17 protein-coding genes and 6 tRNA genes are annotated in these 18833 nt (G+C 52.6%); 9 read left to right on the top strand and 14 right to left on the bottom strand.

What is annotated here, in order from left to right:
* The first annotated feature begins 1 nt into the window (after position 1).
* Positions 2–838: a pyridoxine/pyridoxal/pyridoxamine kinase gene (gene pdxK, locus RY075_RS16370; protein ID WP_023325017.1), complete on the top strand. Its 837-nt coding sequence runs from the start codon at positions 2–4 to the stop codon at positions 836–838.
* A gap of 44 nt (positions 839–882) precedes the next feature.
* Here pdxK and crr read toward each other — a convergent pair whose 3' ends face one another.
* From crr to cysZ, 5 genes are all read right to left on the bottom strand, one after another.
* Positions 883–1392, bottom strand: coding sequence for a PTS glucose transporter subunit IIA (gene crr, locus RY075_RS16365; protein WP_003861316.1), 510 nt, complete (start codon positions 1390–1392; stop codon positions 883–885).
* Positions 1393–1432: 40 nt separating this feature from the next.
* Positions 1433–3160, bottom strand: coding sequence for a phosphoenolpyruvate-protein phosphotransferase PtsI (ptsI, locus tag RY075_RS16360; RefSeq protein WP_023314613.1), 1728 nt, complete (start codon positions 3158–3160; stop codon positions 1433–1435).
* 45 nt (positions 3161–3205) lie between these two features.
* Positions 3206–3463, bottom strand: coding sequence for a phosphocarrier protein Hpr (gene ptsH / locus RY075_RS16355; RefSeq protein ID WP_000487600.1), 258 nt, complete (start codon positions 3461–3463; stop codon positions 3206–3208).
* Positions 3464–3780: 317 nt separating this feature from the next.
* A complete protein-coding gene (gene cysK / locus RY075_RS16350; RefSeq protein WP_006811453.1) occupies positions 3781–4752 on the bottom strand; it encodes a cysteine synthase A in 972 nt (323 codons plus the stop codon).
* 163 nt (positions 4753–4915) lie between these two features.
* The gene (gene cysZ / locus RY075_RS16345) at positions 4916–5677 is read right to left on the bottom strand and encodes a sulfate transporter CysZ (protein ID WP_200529828.1); all 762 of its coding nucleotides are present in this window, start codon (positions 5675–5677) and stop codon (positions 4916–4918) included.
* A 229-nt stretch (positions 5678–5906) separates the two neighbouring features.
* On the opposite strand from cysZ, the gene zipA reads away from it, so the two are divergent.
* The 3 genes from zipA to RY075_RS16330 all read left to right on the top strand — a co-directional run bounded on the left by zipA (position 5907) and on the right by RY075_RS16330 (position 9202).
* On the top strand, positions 5907–6902 hold the full coding sequence (zipA, locus tag RY075_RS16340) for a cell division protein ZipA (RefSeq protein WP_003861325.1): 996 nt from the start codon (positions 5907–5909) through the stop codon (positions 6900–6902).
* 67 nt (positions 6903–6969) lie between these two features.
* Positions 6970–8985, top strand: coding sequence for an NAD-dependent DNA ligase LigA (gene ligA, locus RY075_RS16335; protein WP_338627841.1), 2016 nt, complete (start codon positions 6970–6972; stop codon positions 8983–8985).
* 1 nt (position 8986) lies between these two features.
* Positions 8987–9202: a DUF3820 family protein gene (locus tag RY075_RS16330; RefSeq protein ID WP_003861328.1), complete on the top strand. Its 216-nt coding sequence runs from the start codon at positions 8987–8989 to the stop codon at positions 9200–9202.
* On the opposite strand, the gene RY075_RS16325 is transcribed toward RY075_RS16330, so the two are convergent.
* Entirely contained in the window at positions 9199–10194 is a 996-nt protein-coding gene (locus tag RY075_RS16325) for a bile acid:sodium symporter family protein (protein ID WP_045896680.1), read from the bottom strand. The genes RY075_RS16330 and RY075_RS16325 overlap by 4 nt on opposite strands.
* 89 nt (positions 10195–10283) lie before the next feature.
* Here RY075_RS16325 and RY075_RS16320 point away from each other — a divergent pair, with 89 nt between their 5' ends.
* On the top strand, positions 10284–11225 hold the full coding sequence (locus RY075_RS16320) for a LysR family transcriptional regulator (RefSeq protein ID WP_003861331.1): 942 nt from the start codon (positions 10284–10286) through the stop codon (positions 11223–11225).
* Here the strand turns inward: RY075_RS16320 and RY075_RS16315 are convergent.
* The 5 genes from RY075_RS16315 to RY075_RS16295 form a co-directional block, all read right to left on the bottom strand.
* The gene (locus RY075_RS16315) at positions 11216–11557 is read right to left on the bottom strand and encodes a FlxA-like family protein (RefSeq protein WP_003861333.1); all 342 of its coding nucleotides are present in this window, start codon (positions 11555–11557) and stop codon (positions 11216–11218) included. The two genes, RY075_RS16320 and RY075_RS16315, sit on opposite strands and share 10 nt — an antisense overlap.
* Positions 11558–11694: 137 nt before the next feature.
* Positions 11695–11770: transfer RNA gene (locus RY075_RS16310), tRNA-Lys, on the bottom strand.
* Positions 11771–11774: 4 nt separating this feature from the next.
* Positions 11775–11850, bottom strand: a tRNA-Val gene (locus tag RY075_RS16305).
* A gap of 29 nt (positions 11851–11879) precedes the next feature.
* Positions 11880–11955 (bottom strand) — tRNA-Val (locus RY075_RS16300).
* A gap of 41 nt (positions 11956–11996) precedes the next feature.
* A tRNA-Val gene (locus tag RY075_RS16295) sits at positions 11997–12072 on the bottom strand.
* Positions 12073–12330: 258 nt separating this feature from the next.
* Between RY075_RS16295 and gltX the strand changes: the two genes are divergently transcribed.
* Positions 12331–13746, top strand: coding sequence for a glutamate--tRNA ligase (gene gltX, locus RY075_RS16290; protein WP_063855529.1), 1416 nt, complete (start codon positions 12331–12333; stop codon positions 13744–13746).
* Between the two features lie 52 nt (positions 13747–13798).
* On the opposite strand, the gene RY075_RS16285 is transcribed toward gltX, so the two are convergent.
* Together RY075_RS16285 and RY075_RS16280 are read right to left on the bottom strand one after the other, a co-directional pair.
* Positions 13799–14185, bottom strand: a complete 387-nt coding sequence (locus RY075_RS16285; protein WP_017383469.1) for a YfeC-like transcriptional regulator — start codon at positions 14183–14185, stop codon at positions 13799–13801.
* Position 14186: 1 nt separating this feature from the next.
* The gene (locus tag RY075_RS16280) at positions 14187–14546 is read right to left on the bottom strand and encodes a YfeC-like transcriptional regulator (protein ID WP_003861339.1); all 360 of its coding nucleotides are present in this window, start codon (positions 14544–14546) and stop codon (positions 14187–14189) included.
* A gap of 217 nt (positions 14547–14763) precedes the next feature.
* Between RY075_RS16280 and RY075_RS16275 the strand changes: the two genes are divergently transcribed.
* The 3 genes from RY075_RS16275 (at position 14764) to RY075_RS16265 (ending at position 17357) form a co-directional block, all read left to right on the top strand.
* Positions 14764–14839: transfer RNA gene (locus RY075_RS16275), tRNA-Ala, on the top strand.
* Positions 14840–14880: 41 nt separating this feature from the next.
* Positions 14881–14956 (top strand) — tRNA-Ala (locus tag RY075_RS16270).
* Positions 14957–15167: 211 nt separating this feature from the next.
* On the top strand, positions 15168–17357 hold the full coding sequence (locus RY075_RS16265) for an EAL domain-containing protein (RefSeq protein WP_045343764.1): 2190 nt from the start codon (positions 15168–15170) through the stop codon (positions 17355–17357).
* 45 nt (positions 17358–17402) lie between these two features.
* Here the strand turns inward: RY075_RS16265 and nupC are convergent, their stop codons facing one another.
* Positions 17403–18590 carry a nucleoside permease NupC gene (gene nupC, locus RY075_RS16260; protein ID WP_003861341.1) on the bottom strand — a complete coding sequence of 396 codons (1188 nt, stop codon included), beginning with the start codon at positions 18588–18590 and terminating at the stop codon, positions 17403–17405.
* Between the last annotated feature and the right edge of the window lie 243 nt (positions 18591–18833).

Genomic DNA, 18833 nt, shown 5'->3' with positions numbered 1-18833 from the left:
CATGGAGATGATTTTATTCCGGGATAACACCCGGGCGCAGCAAACCGATATTGTCGCCGTACAGTCGCAGGTGGTGTACGGCAGCGTGGGAAACAGCATTGCGGTGCCGAATATTCGCACCCACCGGCTGAACGTTACCGCCGTGCCGACGGTGCTGTTCAGCAATACGCCACACTACGACACCTTCTACGGCGGGGTGATCCCGGACGAGTGGTTCAGCGGCTACCTGAAGGCGCTGGAAGAGCGTGAGATTTTACGCGCGTTAAAAGCGGTGACAACCGGGTATATGGGCAGTGCCAGCCAGATCGTGCTGCTGGCGCAGTGGCTGAAGGCGATCAAAGTGCAACATCCCGATCTGTTGGTGCTGGTTGACCCGGTAATCGGGGATATCGACAGCGGGATGTACGTGAAGCCGGATATTCCTGAAGCCTACCGTGAACATCTGCTCCCGCTGGCCCAGGGCATTACGCCCAACGTGTATGAACTGGAAGTGCTGAGCGGCAAACCGTGCCGTACGCCGGAGAGCGCCATTGCCGCCGCGCAGGGGCTGCTGTCCAACTCGCTGAAATGGGTGGCTATCACTAGTGCGCCAGTGGCTGACGATCCGCAGAATATCCACGTCGTGCTGGTGAGCGAAGAAGGTGTTACCGTTAGCGCGCACCCGCGCGTAGAGACGGATCTGAAAGGGACGGGGGATCTGTTCTGTTCGGAGCTGGTGAGCGGTATCGTCGGGGGTAAAACCGTGGCCGACGCCATTCGCATGGCGGGCGACAGGGTGACTGACGTGATGATCTATACGCAGTCGAAAGGCTATGACGAGCTTATCCTGCCTGCATAAACAAAAATGGCGCCCGAAGGCGCCATTTTACCGTGCGGCAAGAATTACTTCTTGATGCGGATAACCGGGGTTTCACCCACGGTAACGCTGCCAGACAGTTTGATCAGTTCTTTGATTTCGTCCATGTTGGAGATAACAACCGGAGTCAGGGTAGACTTGGCTTTTTCTTCCAGCAGTGGCAGATCGAATTCAATTACCGGGTCGCCAACTTTAACACGCTGGCCTTCTTCCGCGATACGTTTGAAGCCTTCGCCTTTCAGTTCAACGGTGTCGATACCGAAGTGAACGAACAGTTCGATACCGCTATCGGATTCGATAGAGAACGCATGGTTGGTTTCAAAAATTTTACCGATGGTGCCGTCAACTGGAGCAACCATTTTGTTGCCAGTTGGTTTGATAGCAATGCCATCACCAACGATTTTCTCAGCAAACACTACATCCGGCACGTCTTCGATGTTGACGATCTCGCCGGAGAGCGGAGCAACAATCTCAATAGTTCCGGAGTCTTTCTTGTCATCAGAAACCAGAGATTTCAGTTTATCGAACAAACCCATGATCTTCTCCTAAGCAGTAAATTGGGCCGCATCTCGTGGATTAGCAGATTGTTTTTTCTTCAATGAACTTGTTAACCAGCGTCATTAACTCGTCCGTTGTCGGTTGAGCAAGAGCCTGCTCTGCTAACACCTTCGCATCTTCGAAGTTCGTGTTACGGATAATCTTCTTAATGCGCGGGATGGAAATGGCGCTCATAGAGAATTCGTCCAGACCCATACCCAGCAACAGAAGTGTAGCACGTTCGTCGCCTGCAAGCTCACCACACATGCCAGTCCATTTACCTTCTGCATGAGAAGCATCAATAACTTGCTTGATCAAATTCAGTACGGACGGTGACATTGGCTGGTAGAGATGTGAAATCATATCATTACCACGGTCAACTGCCAGGGTGTACTGCGTTAAATCATTGGTACCGATACTAAAGAAATCAACTTCTTTGGCTAAATGACGCGCAATGGTCGCGGCTGCCGGTGTTTCCACCATCACGCCGATCTCAATGGATTCGTCAAATGCTTTACCTTCGTCGCGCAGTTCCTGTTTGTAGATTTCGATCTCTTTCTTCAGTGCACGCACTTCTTCAACAGAGATGATCATCGGGAACATGATGCGCAGTTTACCGAAAGCGGAGGCACGCAGAATAGCGCGAACCTGGTCACGCAGGATCTCTTTGCGATCCATGGCGATACGCACGGCACGCCAGCCCAGGAACGGGTTCTCTTCTTTCGGGAAGTTCATGTACGGCAGCTCTTTGTCGCCACCGATGTCCATGGTACGGACGATAACCGCCTGCGAGCCGCACGCTTCCGCAACCGCTTTGTACGCTGCAAACTGCTCTTCTTCCGTTGGCAGAGCGTCGCGATCCATGAACAGGAATTCAGTACGATACAGACCCACACCTTCCGCGCCGTTGCGCTCAGCGCCGTCAACGTCACGTACGGTACCGATGTTAGCGCACACTTCAACCTGATGGCCGTCCAGCGTGATGGCTGGCAGATCTTTCAGTTTAGCGAGTTCCGCTTTCTCGGTAGCAACCTGCTCCTGAACGGCGCGCAGTTGCTCGATCACATCGTTAGTTGGGTTGACGTAAACCACGTTGTTTACGGCATCCAGAATCAGATAGTCGTCGTTTTTAACCTGAGAGGTAACGCTACCGGTACCCACGATGGCTGGCAGCTCCAGAGAACGCGCCATGATTGAGGTGTGGGAGGTACGTCCACCTGCGTCAGTAATGAAACCCAGCACCTTGTTCAGGTTCAGCTGTGCGGTTTCAGACGGGGTCAGGTCAGCGGCAACCAGGATAACTTCGTCCTGAATCGCGCTCAGATCGATGATGGCCAGACCCAGGATATTGCGCAGCAGGCGCTTACCGATGTCACGTACGTCAGCCGCACGTTCTTTCAGGTATTCATCGTCCAGCTCTTCCAGGGCAGATGCCTGACCTTCGATAACTTCATGCGCAGCCGCGTCGGCTGTCATGCCTTTATCTTTAATCAGGGCTATGATTTCCTGCTCCAGCTCCTCATCTTCGAGCAGCATAATGTGCCCTTCGAAGATGGCTTCTTTTTCTTCACCGAAAGTTTCGCCAGCTTTAGTTTTAATCGCTTCCAGTTGCGCAGATGCCTTGGCACGACCGCTCAGAAAACGTTCAACTTCCTGATCAACCTTGTCGGCAGAAATTTTTTTCCGGTCAATGACGATTTCGTCTTCTTTCAGCAGCAATGCTTTGCCGAAAGCGATACCCGGGGATGCTAAAATGCCTGAAATCATAACCCTACCTTACTTGTGACTGATATTGAAAAGAACCCGGTAAACTTACTCGAGTTCAGCCATCAGCTTAACCAGATGCTCAACTGCTTTCTGCTCGTCTTCACCTTCAGCGGAGATGGTAACAACGGTACCCTGAGTCAGGCCCAGAGTTTGCAGCTTGAACAGGCTTTTTGCGCTAGCGCTTTTGCCGTTGGAAGTCACAGTGATTTCAGAAGTGAAGCCTTTCGCTTCTTTAACAAACTGAGCAGCAGGGCGGGTGTGCAGACCGTTCGGAGCGGTAATGGTAACTTCTTGCTGGAACATTGTATTTCCCCAACTTATAGGTTTAGTGTTGTGGAACTAAAGTCTAGCCTGGCGACTTAACTTTAGCCTGTATAGTTAGCGCTGACGTTTCAATCGTCATTAAACATTATGCAGTGAAAGCAAGACTTGAACCAAATCATAAAATCGATTCAGCAGCGCTATTTCGTTCACCGATTAATTTCGCGCATCAAAATAATTGCTGGTTTAAATACCAGACCCAACGGGGTGAAGCAATGCCAGGAGGGGTAAAACTTTGAAGCAGGCCACAAAAAAGCACCTGAAAAGGTGCTTTTTTACGCGTTTTTAACATGCTGGCATCACTGTTGCAGTTCTTTCTCTGTGAAGAGATCGGCAAACAGTGCTGTGCTTAAGTAACGCTCACCCGAAGACGGTAGGATAACCACAATGTTCTTATTGGTAAAGGTTTCGTCTTCCAGCAGTTTGAGCGCTGCCGCAACCGCCGCACCGGAAGAGATACCCGCCAGAATGCCTTCCTCGTCCATCAGGCGACGCGCCGTAGAGATGGCTTCTTCATTGGTGATGGCGACCACTTTATCGATCAGCTTCAGATCGAGGTTGCCTGGAATAAAGCCAGCCCCGATACCCTGGATTTTGTGCGGACCTGGTTTGATCTCTTCGCCTGCCAGCGCCTGAGCGATAACCGGCGAGTCGGTTGGCTCAACGGCAACGGTAATCAGATCTTTTTTACCTTTCGTGCCTTTAATATAGCGAGACACCCCGGTCAGCGTACCGCCGGTGCCTACGCCGGAGATAAACACATCAACCTGACCGTCGGTATCTTCCCAGATTTCCGGGCCTGTGGTTTTCTCATGAATTTCCGGGTTGGCCGGGTTGCTGAACTGCTGGAGCAGCAGATACTTTGCCGGATCGCTGGCGACGATTTCTTCGGCCTTCTGAATCGCGCCCTTCATGCCTTTCGCGCCTTCGGTCAGGACCAGGTTCGCACCCAGCGCTTTCAGCAGCTTACGACGCTCAATGCTCATGGTTTCAGGCATAGTCAGCGTCAGCTTATAGCCACGCGCCGCCGCAACATAGGCCAGAGCGATACCGGTATTGCCGCTGGTGGGTTCAACCAGCTCAACGCCAGGTTTCAGCACGCCACGCTTTTCAGCATCCCAAATCATATTCGCACCGATACGGCATTTAACGCTGAAGCTTGGGTTACGAGATTCGACCTTCGCCAGAATGCGTCCATTACCGATACGGTTCAGTCGAACCAGGGGCGTATGACCGATAGTCAGCGAGTTGTCTTCATAAATCTTACTCATGGCCTGTCCTTAACTGTATGAAATTGGGATACCGACCCAGCATACCTGTTGAACAGGTATGGGGAAGTAAGGAAATCGCATATCTATATGCTGCAAGGAAATAATGGGGATCAGTATGGAATAAGGGGCGGCATAAGCCACCCCTCTTTTACACATTTTTGCATTACTTCCATAACGCGTTCTTAGCGCGGTAGCAGTCCACCCACATCGCCGTCGCGCCGCATACGGCAACGGGCATGATGAACAAATTCAGGAAAGGGATCATGGTGAACAGGCTGGTCAGCGCGCCAAACTGCATATTGGCAACCTTCTGAGTGCGCAGGGCAGTGCGCATCTCTTTAAACGGCACTTTGTGGTTATCGAACGGATAATCACAGTACTGGATAGCGAGCATCCAGGCGCTGAACAGGAACCACAGCACGGGCGCGACCGTCTGGCCAATCCCGGGTACAAAATAAAGGATAAGCAGCACAATCGCCCGCGGCAGGTACCAGGCGAATTTCTGCCATTCACGCTTCATGATGCGGGGGAGATCTTTCACGATCCCCAATACGCCCGTGTCAGGTGGCGTCGCACCGGTCAGGCGCGCTTCAAGCTGTTCGGCCAGCAGACCGTTGAACGGCGCGGCTATCCAGTTTGCTATCGTCGAAAAAAAATAGCCGAAAACCAGCAGCACGGAGATAACCGCAATCGGCCAGAGCAGGTAGTCTAGCCACTGTAACCAGTCCGGCACATAGCTCATCAGGGAAGGGATCCACGTTTCCAGTCTGGTGAACAGCCACCAGAAGGCCCCGCCCATCAGAATAATGTTGATCAGTAACGGCAAAATAACGAAGCGTCGAATGCCCGGCAGGGAGACCAGTTTCCAGCCCTGAGAAAAGTACCAGACCCCGCTGCGTGGGGCAGAAGAAGATGTTGAAACCATACCAGGCTGTACTCCTTTTTACACAACCAGTGGAATTGCCCGCCTATATTATCCAGTTACGGGCCAATGACCAGTTCGGAAATGTTCGAAAAACCAGCAAAAAGCACGATTTAGTTCATCTTTATGCTGTGAATGCTCTGCATACACTTGCACTTGACGTAAACGGCAAATACTCTTAGTGAGTAAATGTTTGCCGTGGTGGCAAGGTGTTAGAACAACAGAGAATATAATGATGCAGGATTTGCGTCTGATATTAATCATTGTTGGCGCGATCGCCATAATCGCTTTACTGGTACATGGTTTCTGGACCAGCCGTAAAGAGCGTTCCTCTATGTTTCGCGATCGTCCACTGAAGCGCATGAAGTCCAGTCGTGACGACGATGACGTTGAAGACGACATCGACGGTCTTGACGACGACGGCGTGGGTGAAGTTCGTGTTCATCGGGTCAATACTGCGCCCGGCGCAGCGCATGGAGAGCATGAAGCCCCCCGCGCTCCGCAGCACCAGTATCAACCACCGTATGCCTCTGCCCAGCCGCGCCAGCCAGCGCCGCCGCCAGTGGAAGAACCTGTTCGTCATCCGCCGCACCAGCCTGTGCAACAGCAGCCCGTTGCGCCACAGCCTGTACAGCCGCAACCTGTCCAACAGCCTGCACAGCCAGTGCATCAGCCACAGCCTGTTCAGCAGCCGCAGCCGGTACAACAACCGCAGCCGCAGCCTGAACCGCCTGCGCCACAGCCCGCCCCGCGCGCTGAGCCAGAGCCGGTTGCAGAGCCAGAACCGGTTGTTGAAAAGCCGCAGCGTAAAGAAGCGGTGATCATTATGAACGTGGCTGCTCATCATGGCACCCATCTGAACGGTGATGTGCTGCTTAACAGCATCCAACAGGCAGGCTTCAAGTTCGGCGACATGAATATTTTCCATCGCCACCTGAGTCCTGACGGCAGCGGTCCGGCGCTGTTCAGCCTGGCCAATATGGTCAATCCAGGCACGTTTGACCCGGAAATGACCGGTGATTTCGTCACGCCAGGCGTTACGATCTTTATGCAGGTGCCGTCCTACGGTGACGAGCTGCAAAACTTTAAGCTGATGCTACAGTCCGCTCAGCACATCGCCGACGAAGTGGGCGGTGTGGTGCTCGACGATCAGCGTCGAATGATGACGCCGCAGAAACTGCGCGAGTATCAGGACCGCATCCGCGAAGTTAAGGAAGCGAACGCGTAATCGTCGCGTTAACTTAACTCCTCCTCAACCCCCGCCTGTCGGGGGTTTTTCTCATTGATGGTGCGATATGGACTCAATCGAACAACAACTTACTGAACTGCGAACCACGCTTCGCCATCATGAATATCTCTATCATGTTATGGACGCACCGGAAGTGCCGGATGCGGAGTATGACCGCCTGATGCGTGAACTGCGCGAGCTGGAAGCGCAGCACCCCGAACTGATTACGCCCGATTCTCCAACGCAGCGCGTCGGTGCGGAACCGCTGGGCGCTTTCAGCCAGGTGCGCCACGAAGTGCCGATGCTGTCGCTGGATAACGTGTTTGATGAAGAGAGTTTTCTGGCTTTCAACAAGCGCGTGCAGGATCGCCTGAAGAGCGTCGACAATCTGAGCTGGTGCTGCGAGCTAAAGCTGGATGGTCTGGCCGTCAGTATTCTTTATGAGAACGGCGTGATGGTGCGTGCCGCAACGCGCGGCGACGGCACTACCGGGGAAGACATCACCACCAATGTGCGCACTATTCGTGCGATCCCGCTGAAACTGCGTGGCGATAACATTCCCGCCCGGCTGGAAGTGCGCGGGGAAGTGTTCCTTCCGCAGGCGGGCTTCGAGAAGATCAACGAAGAAGCGCGTCGTACCGGCGGGAAAGTGTTTGCTAACCCGCGTAACGCGGCGGCAGGTTCGCTGCGTCAGCTCGATCCGCGTATCACCGCGAAGCGACCGCTTACTTTCTTCTGCTACGGCGTCGGGATCCTGGAAGGCGGTGACCTGCCAGATACCCACCTGGGTCGTTTAATGCAGTTCAAAGAGTGGGGATTACCGGTAAGCAACCGCGTGCAGCTCTGCGACTCTCCGGAGGCGGTGCTGGAGTTCTATCACAAGGTTGAAGAAGCTCGTCCCACGCTCGGGTTTGATATTGACGGCGTGGTGATCAAGGTTAATTCGCTGGCGTTGCAGGAACAGTTGGGATTTGTGGCCCGTGCGCCACGCTGGGCGGTGGCCTTTAAGTTTCCGGCGCAAGAGCAGATGACCTTCGTTCGCGACGTGGAGTTTCAGGTCGGACGTACGGGGGCCATTACGCCTGTGGCGCGTCTGGAGCCTGTGCAGGTGGCTGGCGTGCTGGTAAGTAACGCCACGCTGCATAACGCCGATGAAATTGCGCGTCTGGGGCTGCGAATTGGTGACAAAGTGGTGATTCGCCGCGCGGGTGATGTGATCCCACAGGTGGTTAACGTTGTGGAGTCTGAACGTCCTGCCGACACCCGTGCCATCGAGTTTCCAGCCCACTGTCCGGTATGTGGTTCTGACGTTGAGCGCGTGGAAGGTGAAGCGGTAACGCGCTGTACGGGCGGGTTAATCTGCGGCGCGCAGCGTAAAGAGTCCCTGAAGCACTTCGTCTCCCGCCGGGCGATGGACGTGGACGGAATGGGTGACAAGATTATCGACCAGTTAGTTGAGAAAGAGTACGTCCATACGCCTGCGGACCTCTTTACCCTGACGGCAGGTAAGCTGACCGGTCTTGATCGTATGGGACCGAAATCTGCCCAGAACATTGTTAACGCGCTCGAGGCGGCCAAAAACACCACCTTTGCCCGTTTCCTTTACGCGCTCGGCATTCGTGAAGTCGGAGAGGCGACGGCGGCAGGGCTGGCGGCGTATTTCGGCACGCTGGACGCGCTGGAGAAAGCCACCATCGACGAGCTACAGAAAGTTCCTGATGTCGGCATTGTGGTCGCCACCCACGTCTTCAACTTCTTCGCCGAAGAGAGCAACCGTGAAGTGATCGGTAAATTACTGGAACAGGGCATTCACTGGCCCGCACCGGTAGTGGTTAATGCCGAAGAGATCGACAGCCCGTTTGCCGGTAAAACGGTGGTGCTGACCGGCAGCCTGAGCCAGCTCTCGCGCGATGATGCGAAAGCGCGCCTGGTGGCGCTGGGGGCAAAAGTGGCAGGAAGCGTGTCAAAGAAAACCGACCTGGTGATTGCCGGGGAAGCGGCCGGTTCGAAGCTGGCAAAAGCGCAGGAGCTTGGCATCGAGGTAATCGACGAAGCGGAAATGATGCGCCTGTTAGGAGAGTGACGTGGAAAAAGAGCAGCTCGTTGAGATCGCCAATACGGAGATGCCGTTCGGTAAATATAAGGGTCGCAGGCTGATTGATTTACCGGAAGAGTATCTGCTGTGGTTTGCCCGTAAGGATGAGTTCCCCGCCGGGCGTCTGGGCGAGCTGATGGCTATCACGTTACTGATCAAAACAGAGGGGCTGACCCAGCTGGTTCAGCCCCTGAAACGTCCTTAAACTTTCGCGGCGCGGGTCTCTTCCTGCGCCAGCTTTTCCGTCTGCGCCTTGTAACGCCGCGCCAGTACCGCACACACCATCAGCTGGATCTGATGAAAAATCATCAGCGGCAACACCATCATCCCAATGACAGACGTCGGGAACAGAATATTGGCCATTGGGATTCCGTTGGCCAGGCTCTTTTTCGATCCGCAAAATACAATGGTGATTTCATCGGCTTTATTGAAGCCGCATTTGCGGGCCACAAAGACGTTAACCGCGATGACAATGGCCAGCAGAACGATGCTTACCACCACAATAAACAGCAGCGATCCAGCGCCCACCCTGTGCCAGATGCCGTTCACCACGGCTTCGCTGAAGGCCGTGTAAACCACCAGCAGAATGGAGCTTTGGTCCGTTTTCCCGATCCATTTTTTATGTTTCGCCACAAACTCCCCAATCCAGGGACGGGATAAGTGTCCGAGCACAAACGGCAGCAGCAGTTGCAGACAAATTTTACCCACCTGCTCCAGATTGCCTTCCGCCCCGTGCATGTTCATCAGCAGACCGACCAGCAGCGGTGAAACAAAGATCCCGAGCAGGCTGGAAGCGGAAGCAGAACAAACCGCCGCCGCGACGTTACCGCCCGCCAGCGAGGTAAAGGCAATTGCAGACTGCACGGTGGCCGGCAAAATGCACAGATAAAGGAAACCGGTATACAGCGCCGGATCGACATTCACCGGCGCCCACCAGGCGAACAGCACGCCCAGAACCGGGAAGAGGATAAAAGTGCTGCACATTACCCACAGATGCAGTCGCCAGTGGCTACCGCCTGCAATAATGGCTTCCCGGGAGAGTTTGGCGCCATGCATAAAGAACAGCAGGGCAATGGCTGCCGTGGTCAGTCCTTCAATAACCGGAACGAAACTGCCCCGCGCCGGGAAGAACGAGGCCAGCAAGACGACACCAATCAGGGTCAGCGTAAACGGATCAAGGATACGAAAAAGTTTCATAATCACTCCTGAAAACAGATGCCGCTATTGTGCTTTCTTCCCTTTGAGAAATAAAATTGATTTATTGCATCCATTCATGAATTAAACAGATGAATTATTCGTTACGTCAGCTTCGCGTTTTCGTCACCGTCGCGCAGGCCCGCAGCTTTAGCCGGGCAGGGGAGATCATTGGCCTCAGTCAGTCGGCGGTGAGCCATAGCGTTAAGGAGCTTGAAACGCAAACGGGCGTGAAGCTGCTCGACCGCACGACGCGAGAAGTGGTGCTCACCGAAGCGGGACAGCAGCTGGCAATGCGTCTGGAGAGGCTGCTGGATGAACTGAACAGTACGCTCAGGGATGTCGGCCGGCTCGGACAACAGCTTTCCGGCACCGTGAGAGTGGCGGCGAGCCAGACGATTTCGGCGCATCTTATTCCCCAGTGCATCGCTGAAAGTAATCACCGCTATCCGGATATTGATTTTGTTTTGCATGACAGGCCGCAGCAGTGGGTACTGGAGAGTATCCGTCAGGGGGATGTGGATTTTGGCATCGTTATTGATCCCGGAGCGGTAAGCGACCTGGAATGTGAAGTGGTACTCTCGGAGCCCTTTTTATTGCTCTGCCGCGATGATGATCCTCTGGCATCGCTGCCGCAGGTGGCCTGGCAGGCCTTGCAGGGGGCAAACCTGGTGTTACAGGATTATGCATCAGGCAGCCGCCCGCTGATAGATGCCGCACTTACCGCGCAGGGTGTTAAGGCAACCATTGTGCAGGAGATCGGGCATCCTGCCACGCTGTTCCCCATGGTCGAAGCGGGGATTGGCATCAGCGTTCTGCCGGCGCTGGCGCTGCCACTGCCGCAGGGGAGTCGTTTAACGGTGAAGCGTTTCGTACCCTGTGTCGAACGCCAGCTGATGCTGGTACGCCGTAAAAACAGGTCTCTTTCCGGAGCGGCGCATGCCTGCTGGGATGTGGTGCGTATGCAGGCCGAACGTTTGATGGAGGCCCGCACACGCGATCCACTTTTTAACGAAACCAATAATCAGACGTAGATATTAATCTGATGTTCTGCGGAGGGCTTATTGATGCCTTCCGCGACTGCCTCACCTTTTTCCTGCTTTGGCATCGCCTCTTCGGCCTGCTGACGCTGCAATTGCGCCAGCTGTGCCTGCAACATAGCCAGCTGAGATTCGAGTAATTCTTGCTGCTTTTGCTTTTCTTCTGCTGTGGCATCACCCATGGCCACTTCTTTGAGCTGCTGAGTAACTTTCGTTATCTGTTTGGTCAGACGGGTGATTTGAGAAGCAATGTCGTTTCCGCCGGAGCTGTTATCTACGCTGCCGATTTCCATCGCCGACAGAGAAACGGGCTTAAGAGTTGTCATATTGAGATCCTTTTCGCCATAAAATAGAGGTATCGGCAAAGAAGGCGTGAGCTTGAGTAAAACAAGCGGTCTGGCTGCAATGGGGACGTGCTATGTCGCAGATAGCAAAAAAGCGCCTTTAGGGCGCTTTTTTACATTGGTGGGTCGTGCAGGATTCGAACCTGCGACCAATTGATTAAAAGTCAACTGCTCTACCAACTGAGCTAACGACCCGAAATGGTGGGCGATGACGGGCTCGAACCGCCGACCCCCTCCGTGTAAAGGAGATGCTCTACCAACTGAGCTAATCGCCCATTTCGGAACTGCTGCGATAAGGTGAGAATGGTGGGCGATGACGGGCTCGAACCGCCGACCCCCTCCGTGTAAAGGAGATGCTCTACCAACTGAGCTAATCGCCCAATCTCAATTCTTATCTACACTGCGAGTCTACCTAAGTAGATGGTGGGTGATGACGGGCTCGAACCGCCGACCCCCTCCGTGTAAAGGAGATGCTCTACCAACTGAGCTAATCACCCCCGCTGTGTGGAGTCGCATTATAGGGAGAGTTGAAAATGAGTCAACGCATTTTCTAAAGTTTTTATTCGTTCGTCGTAAAATTAGTCAAAACGATCGCAAAACGGACTGTGGCGCATGATTTATAAACAAAAACAGCAATCTCGAACCGGATAAAGTGATCGACATTGAGGAATCGGCCCACAGTGATAGAATATTGCCCATTGTTTTCTTCCCGGAATTTGCCGATTACCGGCATCTTTATAACGTAAGGCCATTTCATGAAAATCAAAACTCGCTTCGCGCCGAGCCCGACAGGCTATCTGCATGTCGGTGGTGCACGTACCGCTCTCTACTCCTGGCTTTTCGCACGTCACAACAACGGTGAGTTTGTGCTGCGTATTGAAGACACCGATCTGGAGCGCTCAACGCCGGAAGCAATTGAAGCCATTATGGATGGGATGAACTGGCTGAATCTGGCGTGGGACGAAGGCCCATACTTCCAGACCAAACGTTTTGACCGCTATAACGCCGTAATTGACGAGATGCTGGTGGCAGGCACAGCCTATAAGTGTTACTGCTCCAGGGAGCGTCTGGATGCGCTGCGCGAAGAGCAAATGGCAAAAGGCGAAAAACCCCGTTATGACGGTCGCTGCCGCCATGACCACAGCGAGCATGCTGCTGATGAGCCTTGCGTAGTGCGTTTTGCTAACCCGCAGGATGGCTCTGTTATCTTTGATGACCAGATCCGTGGCCCGATCGAATTCAGCAACCAGGAGCTGGATGACCTCATCATTCGTCGTACTGACGGATCGCCAACCTATAACTTCTGCGTAGTTGTGGACGACTGGGATATGGAAATCACTCACGTGATCCGTGGTGAAGACCATATCAATAACACCCCGCGTCAGATCAACATTCTGAAAGCGTTGAACGCGCCTGTACCGGTATATGCGCACGTATCAATGATCAACGGTGACGACGGTAAAAAGCTGTCCAAACGTCATGGCGCGGTGAGTGTGATGCAGTACCGTGATGACGGCTATCTGCCGGAAGCGCTGCTGAACTACCTGGTGCGTCTGGGCTGGGCTCATGGTGACCAGGAGATCTTCAGCCGCGAAGAGATGATCGAGCTGTTCTCTCTGAACTCGGTGAGCAAATCAGCCAGCGCGTTCAACACTGACAAACTGCTGTGGCTGAACCATCACTACATCAATACCATGCAGCCAGAATATGTAGCGACTTATCTGCAATGGCACATTGAACAGGCAAACATCGATACCCGTACGGGCCCTGAACTGGCGGATCTGGTGAAGCTGCTTGGCGAGCGTTGCAAAACGCTGAAAGAAATTGCTGAAAGCTGCCGTTACTTCTATGAAGAGTTTGACGCGTTCGACGCCGACGCGGCCAAGAAACACCTGCGTCCGGTTGCGCGTCAGCCGCTGGAAGTGGTGCGTGACAAACTCGAAGCCATTACCGAATGGACTGCGGAAAATGTTCACCACGCGATTCAGGATACCGCTGATGAGCTGGAAATTGGCATGGGTAAAGTCGGTATGCCGCTGCGCGTTGCGGTGACGGGGGCAGGCCAGTCTCCGGCGCTGGACGTGACCGTTCATGCCATCGGCAAATCACGTAGCGTTGCGCGTATCAACAAAGCGCTGGACTTTATTGCTGAGCGCGAAAGCCAGCAGTAATGCTCGTGTAATACAAAAAACGGCAGGGTAACCTGCCGTTTTTTTATGCCTGTTATTCAGCAATACCAAGACGCGTGAGAAAACCCTGCAACCCTTCACGAGCGAGCAACTTGTGCAAACGTTCCTGTTCGACAGTCGTCATGTTTTCCAGCGAGTCGATAATTTGTGGAAGCAGGCTGGATGAGGTTGCCACGCCGTAATGGGAAGGGCTTTCCGCCACATGGTAAACAGCCCGACGGTTACGAATGGCAGGAAGGCTAATGATGTGCTCCTTAACGTGCGCATCAATACATATCACCCTCGCTCTTCCGCCTTTTACACCGTTGATACCTTCCGTTTTCCATCCCTTCTGTCGTATCCAGCGATTAACGGTTTGTCGGGCTACGCCCAGACTGTCCGCCAGCTCTTCCGTGGTCATTTTGCTGCGTAATCTTTTCATATCAGCGTTGGTCGCGAATCCCTAAACGTTGTAACAAGCCGGTAATCCCTTCCCGCAGTAACAGCGATGTCATCTGCTTTTGCTCTTCCGGCGTCATTTCATTCGCCAGCGTCAGGAGCAGGGCATGAAGCGAGCCCTCGTGGTACGTATCTGGCAGTTCCGGCGTCTCTGTTGCCCTGCGCGCGCTGCGAATAAAGTCGCGCACTTTTTCATTGACGTGTACCAGACGCGCCTTGCCACCCTGAACGCCTGGCTTTGGCGATGTAATCCAACCCTCTTTGCGTACCCATTTATTGATGGTCTGTCGGCTATAGCCAGTCAGCAGGGCTAACTCTTCTGGCGTCATTCGTTCCTTGATCATACAATTTCCTGAATATCAGTGGGGTTAATTAGTGGTTCATTTTATAGCACCGTTTTACGTGAAAACGTGACAAGCTTAACTCCTGGCTGCGAGCAGGCTCGCAAAGTGATTCATTTGCATGATTTTTCGGCGGTTGAAAGGCGGAGGTGGAATTTGCCGTTGACACTCTGCGGCGGAATTCATATTATGCCGCCCGTCAACATGACAGCTTTACGACGGGGCTATAGCTCAGCTGGGAGAGCGCCTGCATGGCATGCAGGAGGTCAGCGGTTCGATCCCGCTTAGCTCCACCAAACTCTGAACCCAACAGAGTGCGGTAGGTAAAGTAACATGTGGGGCTATAGCTCAGCTGGGAGAGCGCTTGCATGGCATGCAAGAGGTCAGCGGTTCGATCCCGCTTAGCTCCACCAAAATTTAAACCCTCGTCGCAAGACGGGGGTTTTTTTATATCTTGTAAAATGTTTAGACTCTTTTTGTTGCCAGCAATGTCGTTTTCTATACATCACCTCAATCCAAATCAATAAACAAGTCTATAAATAGACCTGAACTTGATTCGTGCAATTAATAAACCTATTATCCATCCGGTCAATAAGACGATGGTTAAATAGATCACACGGATTAATGAATAGAAAAATTTACAATAATGTAAAAATATTTATGATTGTCCTGGCGTTAAGCCTGATTACGATCCCCTTTTCCCGTTATATCTCCCCGCGCGCTATCGTCAACGAAAATGATGTTTATTTAGCGTGGTTGCCCTTAAGCGCCATGCTCGCCATCGTATTGTTATTTGGACGTCGGGCAATCATTCCTTTACTGATTGGATTTAGTGTTACTAACATTTATTACTTTGATTTAGCATTACTACAATCTTCCGTGTTATTAATTTGTCAGACGTTTGCCGTCTTCGCTGCCTGTGGCGTCATCCGTCTGATGCTGGGCAAACGCTGGCGACACAGCATCCCGAATAAGTACATCGGTATACGTATTTTCTGGCTCGGATTTGTGGTTCCTGTAGGCATCAAATTATCGATGTATCTGGCGGGATATTTATTTGATTTTCCGGTGACAATCTCCTCCTATTTCGGCGAAGGCTCTGCAATTTATAACGTTATCGATATTCAAAGCCTGATTTGTGCCGCCCTGATTTTCACCATGATGTTCTACTACCCGTTAAGAATGATAATTAATCCCCGGTATGCCCGAACATTCTGGCGGCGAAGCGTGAAGCCCCTCTTTTGTCACAAAAAAGTGTTATTTATCGTTGTGTGGCTGATGCTGTTGGTCTCGATGATCGCTATTTTGTGCGCGCCTTTCGAGTCACAGTTTATTGCTGGTTATTTGATGCCAATCGTTTTTATTCTTTTTACCCTGGGGATTGGTCGTCTGAGCTATGCGCTCATCTCTTTACTCTGGGCGGCCTCGGCGCTCATGCTGTTGACCTACAATTATAATTTTCTTAATGGCGTTGAATCGGGCCACTCGCTCTCCTTTATCTTGTCGGTACTGATCTCTTTCGCCATCTGCCTGCTTTACATGTCGCGGATCTATCAGAAAAGTGAATGGCTGAAACAGGGGTGGCAGGAGAGGGCGCTTACCGATCCGCTCACCGGTCTGCCTAACATTCGTGCGCTGGAAGTGTTTTTACAGCACCATCCCGAAGCCAAAATCTGCTGCCTGCGCCTGGATAATCTGGAATTTCTGAGCCGTCATTACGGCATCCTCATGCGTGTACACTGTAAAAAGATGATCACCGCGTCGCTGCAACCGTTATTGCAAAAAGACGAGAAGCTCTTTCAGTTGCCAGGCAGTGAGCTGGTGGTGGTTTTGTTGGGTCCGGGCACGGCTGAACGTCTGCAATATATGGTTGATCATCTGAACAGCCGTAAGATTGTCTGGAACAAGACTGAGCTCGACATTGAGTTTGGCGCCTCCTGGGGCGAAGTGCCGGATGGGGAAAGCCTGCACCACACGCTGGGTCAGCTGAGCTGGCTGTCCGAGCAATCCTGTGGCGGGCATAACGTTCTGGCGTTAACCAACAGTCTGGATGATGTCTCTGGTCAGACGACGGACAGGGTGCTAATGCTGGCCCGCATAAAACGCGCCCTTGATATCGGCGGTCTTCACCTTTACGCCCAGCCAATTCACAACGCGCGCGGAGAAGGGTACTTTGAAATCCTCTCCAGGCTGGAAAGCGATGGCGAGATCATCACCCCTGACCGCTTTATTCCGCTGATTGCTCAGTTTAACCTGAGCCACCGGTTTGACCTGAACGTGTTGGAAAAATTGCTGATGTGGATGCGCAGCCATCCGTCCGGACGTGCAGGAACGCGCTTCTCCGTTAATCTGATGCCGCTGACGCTGATGCAAAATGAGATTGCGGCTGAGATCATCGCGCTTTTTGAACGCTACGCCATTGCGCCGCAAAATATCATCATTGAGATCACCGAGGAACAGGCTTTCTCAGACTCGGGAAGCAGCATCAAAAATATTCAGCAGCTGCGTGATTACGGCTTCCGCATTGCCATAGACGACTTTGGTACCGGCTATGCCAACTTTGAGCGCCTGAAGCGGCTGGAGGCCGATATCATTAAGATCGATGGTTGCTTCGTGAAAGATATCTGCACCGACAGCATGGATGCGATGATCGTGCAGTCCATTTGCAACATGGCAAAAACGAAATCGCTGTGTGTGGTGGCTGAATATGTGGAAACGGCTGAACAACGCGAGATGTTGTTGCGATTTGGCGTAGATTATTTGCAGGGCTATTTGATTGGTAAACCCCAGCCTCTGACGGCGCTGGAAGCATAAAAAAACCGGGAGCGAGGACTCCCGGTTTTTATTACGCGGTATGAATTACAGAACCAGTGCTGCAATAGAGGCAGACAGGACGCTCACCAGCGTTGAACCGTAAACCAGCTTCAGGCCAAAGCGAGAAACCACGTTACCCTGCTCTTCGTTCAGGCCTTTAATCGCGCCAGCGATGATACCGATGGAAGAGAAGTTCGCGAAGGAGACCAGGAAGACGGACAGGATCCCTTCCGCACGTGGGGAGAGTGTGCTGGCAATCTTCTGGAGATCCATCATCGCCACGAATTCGTTGGATACCAGTTTCGTTGCCATGATACTGCCCACCTGCAACGCTTCGTGAGCGGGCACGCCCATCACCCAGGCAACCGGGTAAAAGATATAGCCCAGAATGCCCTGGAAGGAGATACCGAGTACGGCCGCAAACAGGGCGTTCAGCGCAGCGATCAGCGCGATAAAGCCAATCAGCATCGCGGCAACGATAATTGCAACCTTGAAACCCGCCAGAATGTATTCACCCAGCATTTCGAAGAAGCTCTGCCCCTCGTGCAGGTTAGACATCTGAATGTTCTCTTCGCTGGCATCCACGCGGTACGGGTTAATCAGCGAAAGCACGATAAAGGTGCTGAACATGTTCAGAACCAGGGCCGCAACCACGTATTTTGGTTCCAGCATGGTCATATACGCGCCCACGATAGACATGGAAACGGTAGACATTGCGGTTGCCGCCATGGTGTACATGCGGTTACGGGACATCTTGCCGAGGATATCTTTATACGCAATGAAGTTCTCAGACTGACCGAGGATCAGTGAGCTGACTGCGTTAAAGGATTCCAGTTTACCCATGCCGTTAACTTTCGATAACAGGAAGCCGATCGCACGGATAACCACCGGAAGAACGCGGATGTGCTGAAGGATACCGATCAGGGCAGAGATGAAGACGATAGGGCAGAGTACCTTCAGGAAGAAGAAGGCCAGACCCTGATCGTTCATGCTGCCAAAGACGAAGTTTGTCCCTTCGTTGGCAAATCCGAGCAGTTTTTCGAACATTTCGGAGAAGCCTTTCACGAAGCCGAGGCCTACGTTGGAGTTCAGGAAGAACCACGCAAGTAAAACTTCAATGACCAGCAGCTGGACAACATAGCGAATACGAATTTTTTTGCGGTCTGTGCTGACCAGCAATGCAAGTGCAGTAACGACAACAAGTGCCAGGACAAAATGAAGGACGCGGTCCATATTTGCTCCAAATATGAGGCAGGTTTAATTTCCGTGCACATTCTATGTAACAAGCACAAAGAAAACGAGATCAAGCCCACACTATAGTTACATCCTGTGACGAGTCTCAAAAATAGTGATCAACAATACATTTTTGTTATGTTAGGTAAATGAGTGAAAAGTTAAGTTTGTGTGCTACGCTTCACAAATGTCTGCGCATTTTCACATTCTGTGACCTTGCTCCACCTGCCTGTCTATCGTTCC

This window comes from Enterobacter sp. JJBC, assembly GCF_036936505.1.
GTDB classification, from domain to species: Bacteria; Pseudomonadota; Gammaproteobacteria; order Enterobacterales; family Enterobacteriaceae; genus Enterobacter; species Enterobacter hormaechei_C.
Note: the sequence above shows the minus strand (reverse complement) of the source record. Positions and strands in the feature narration are given on the sequence as shown.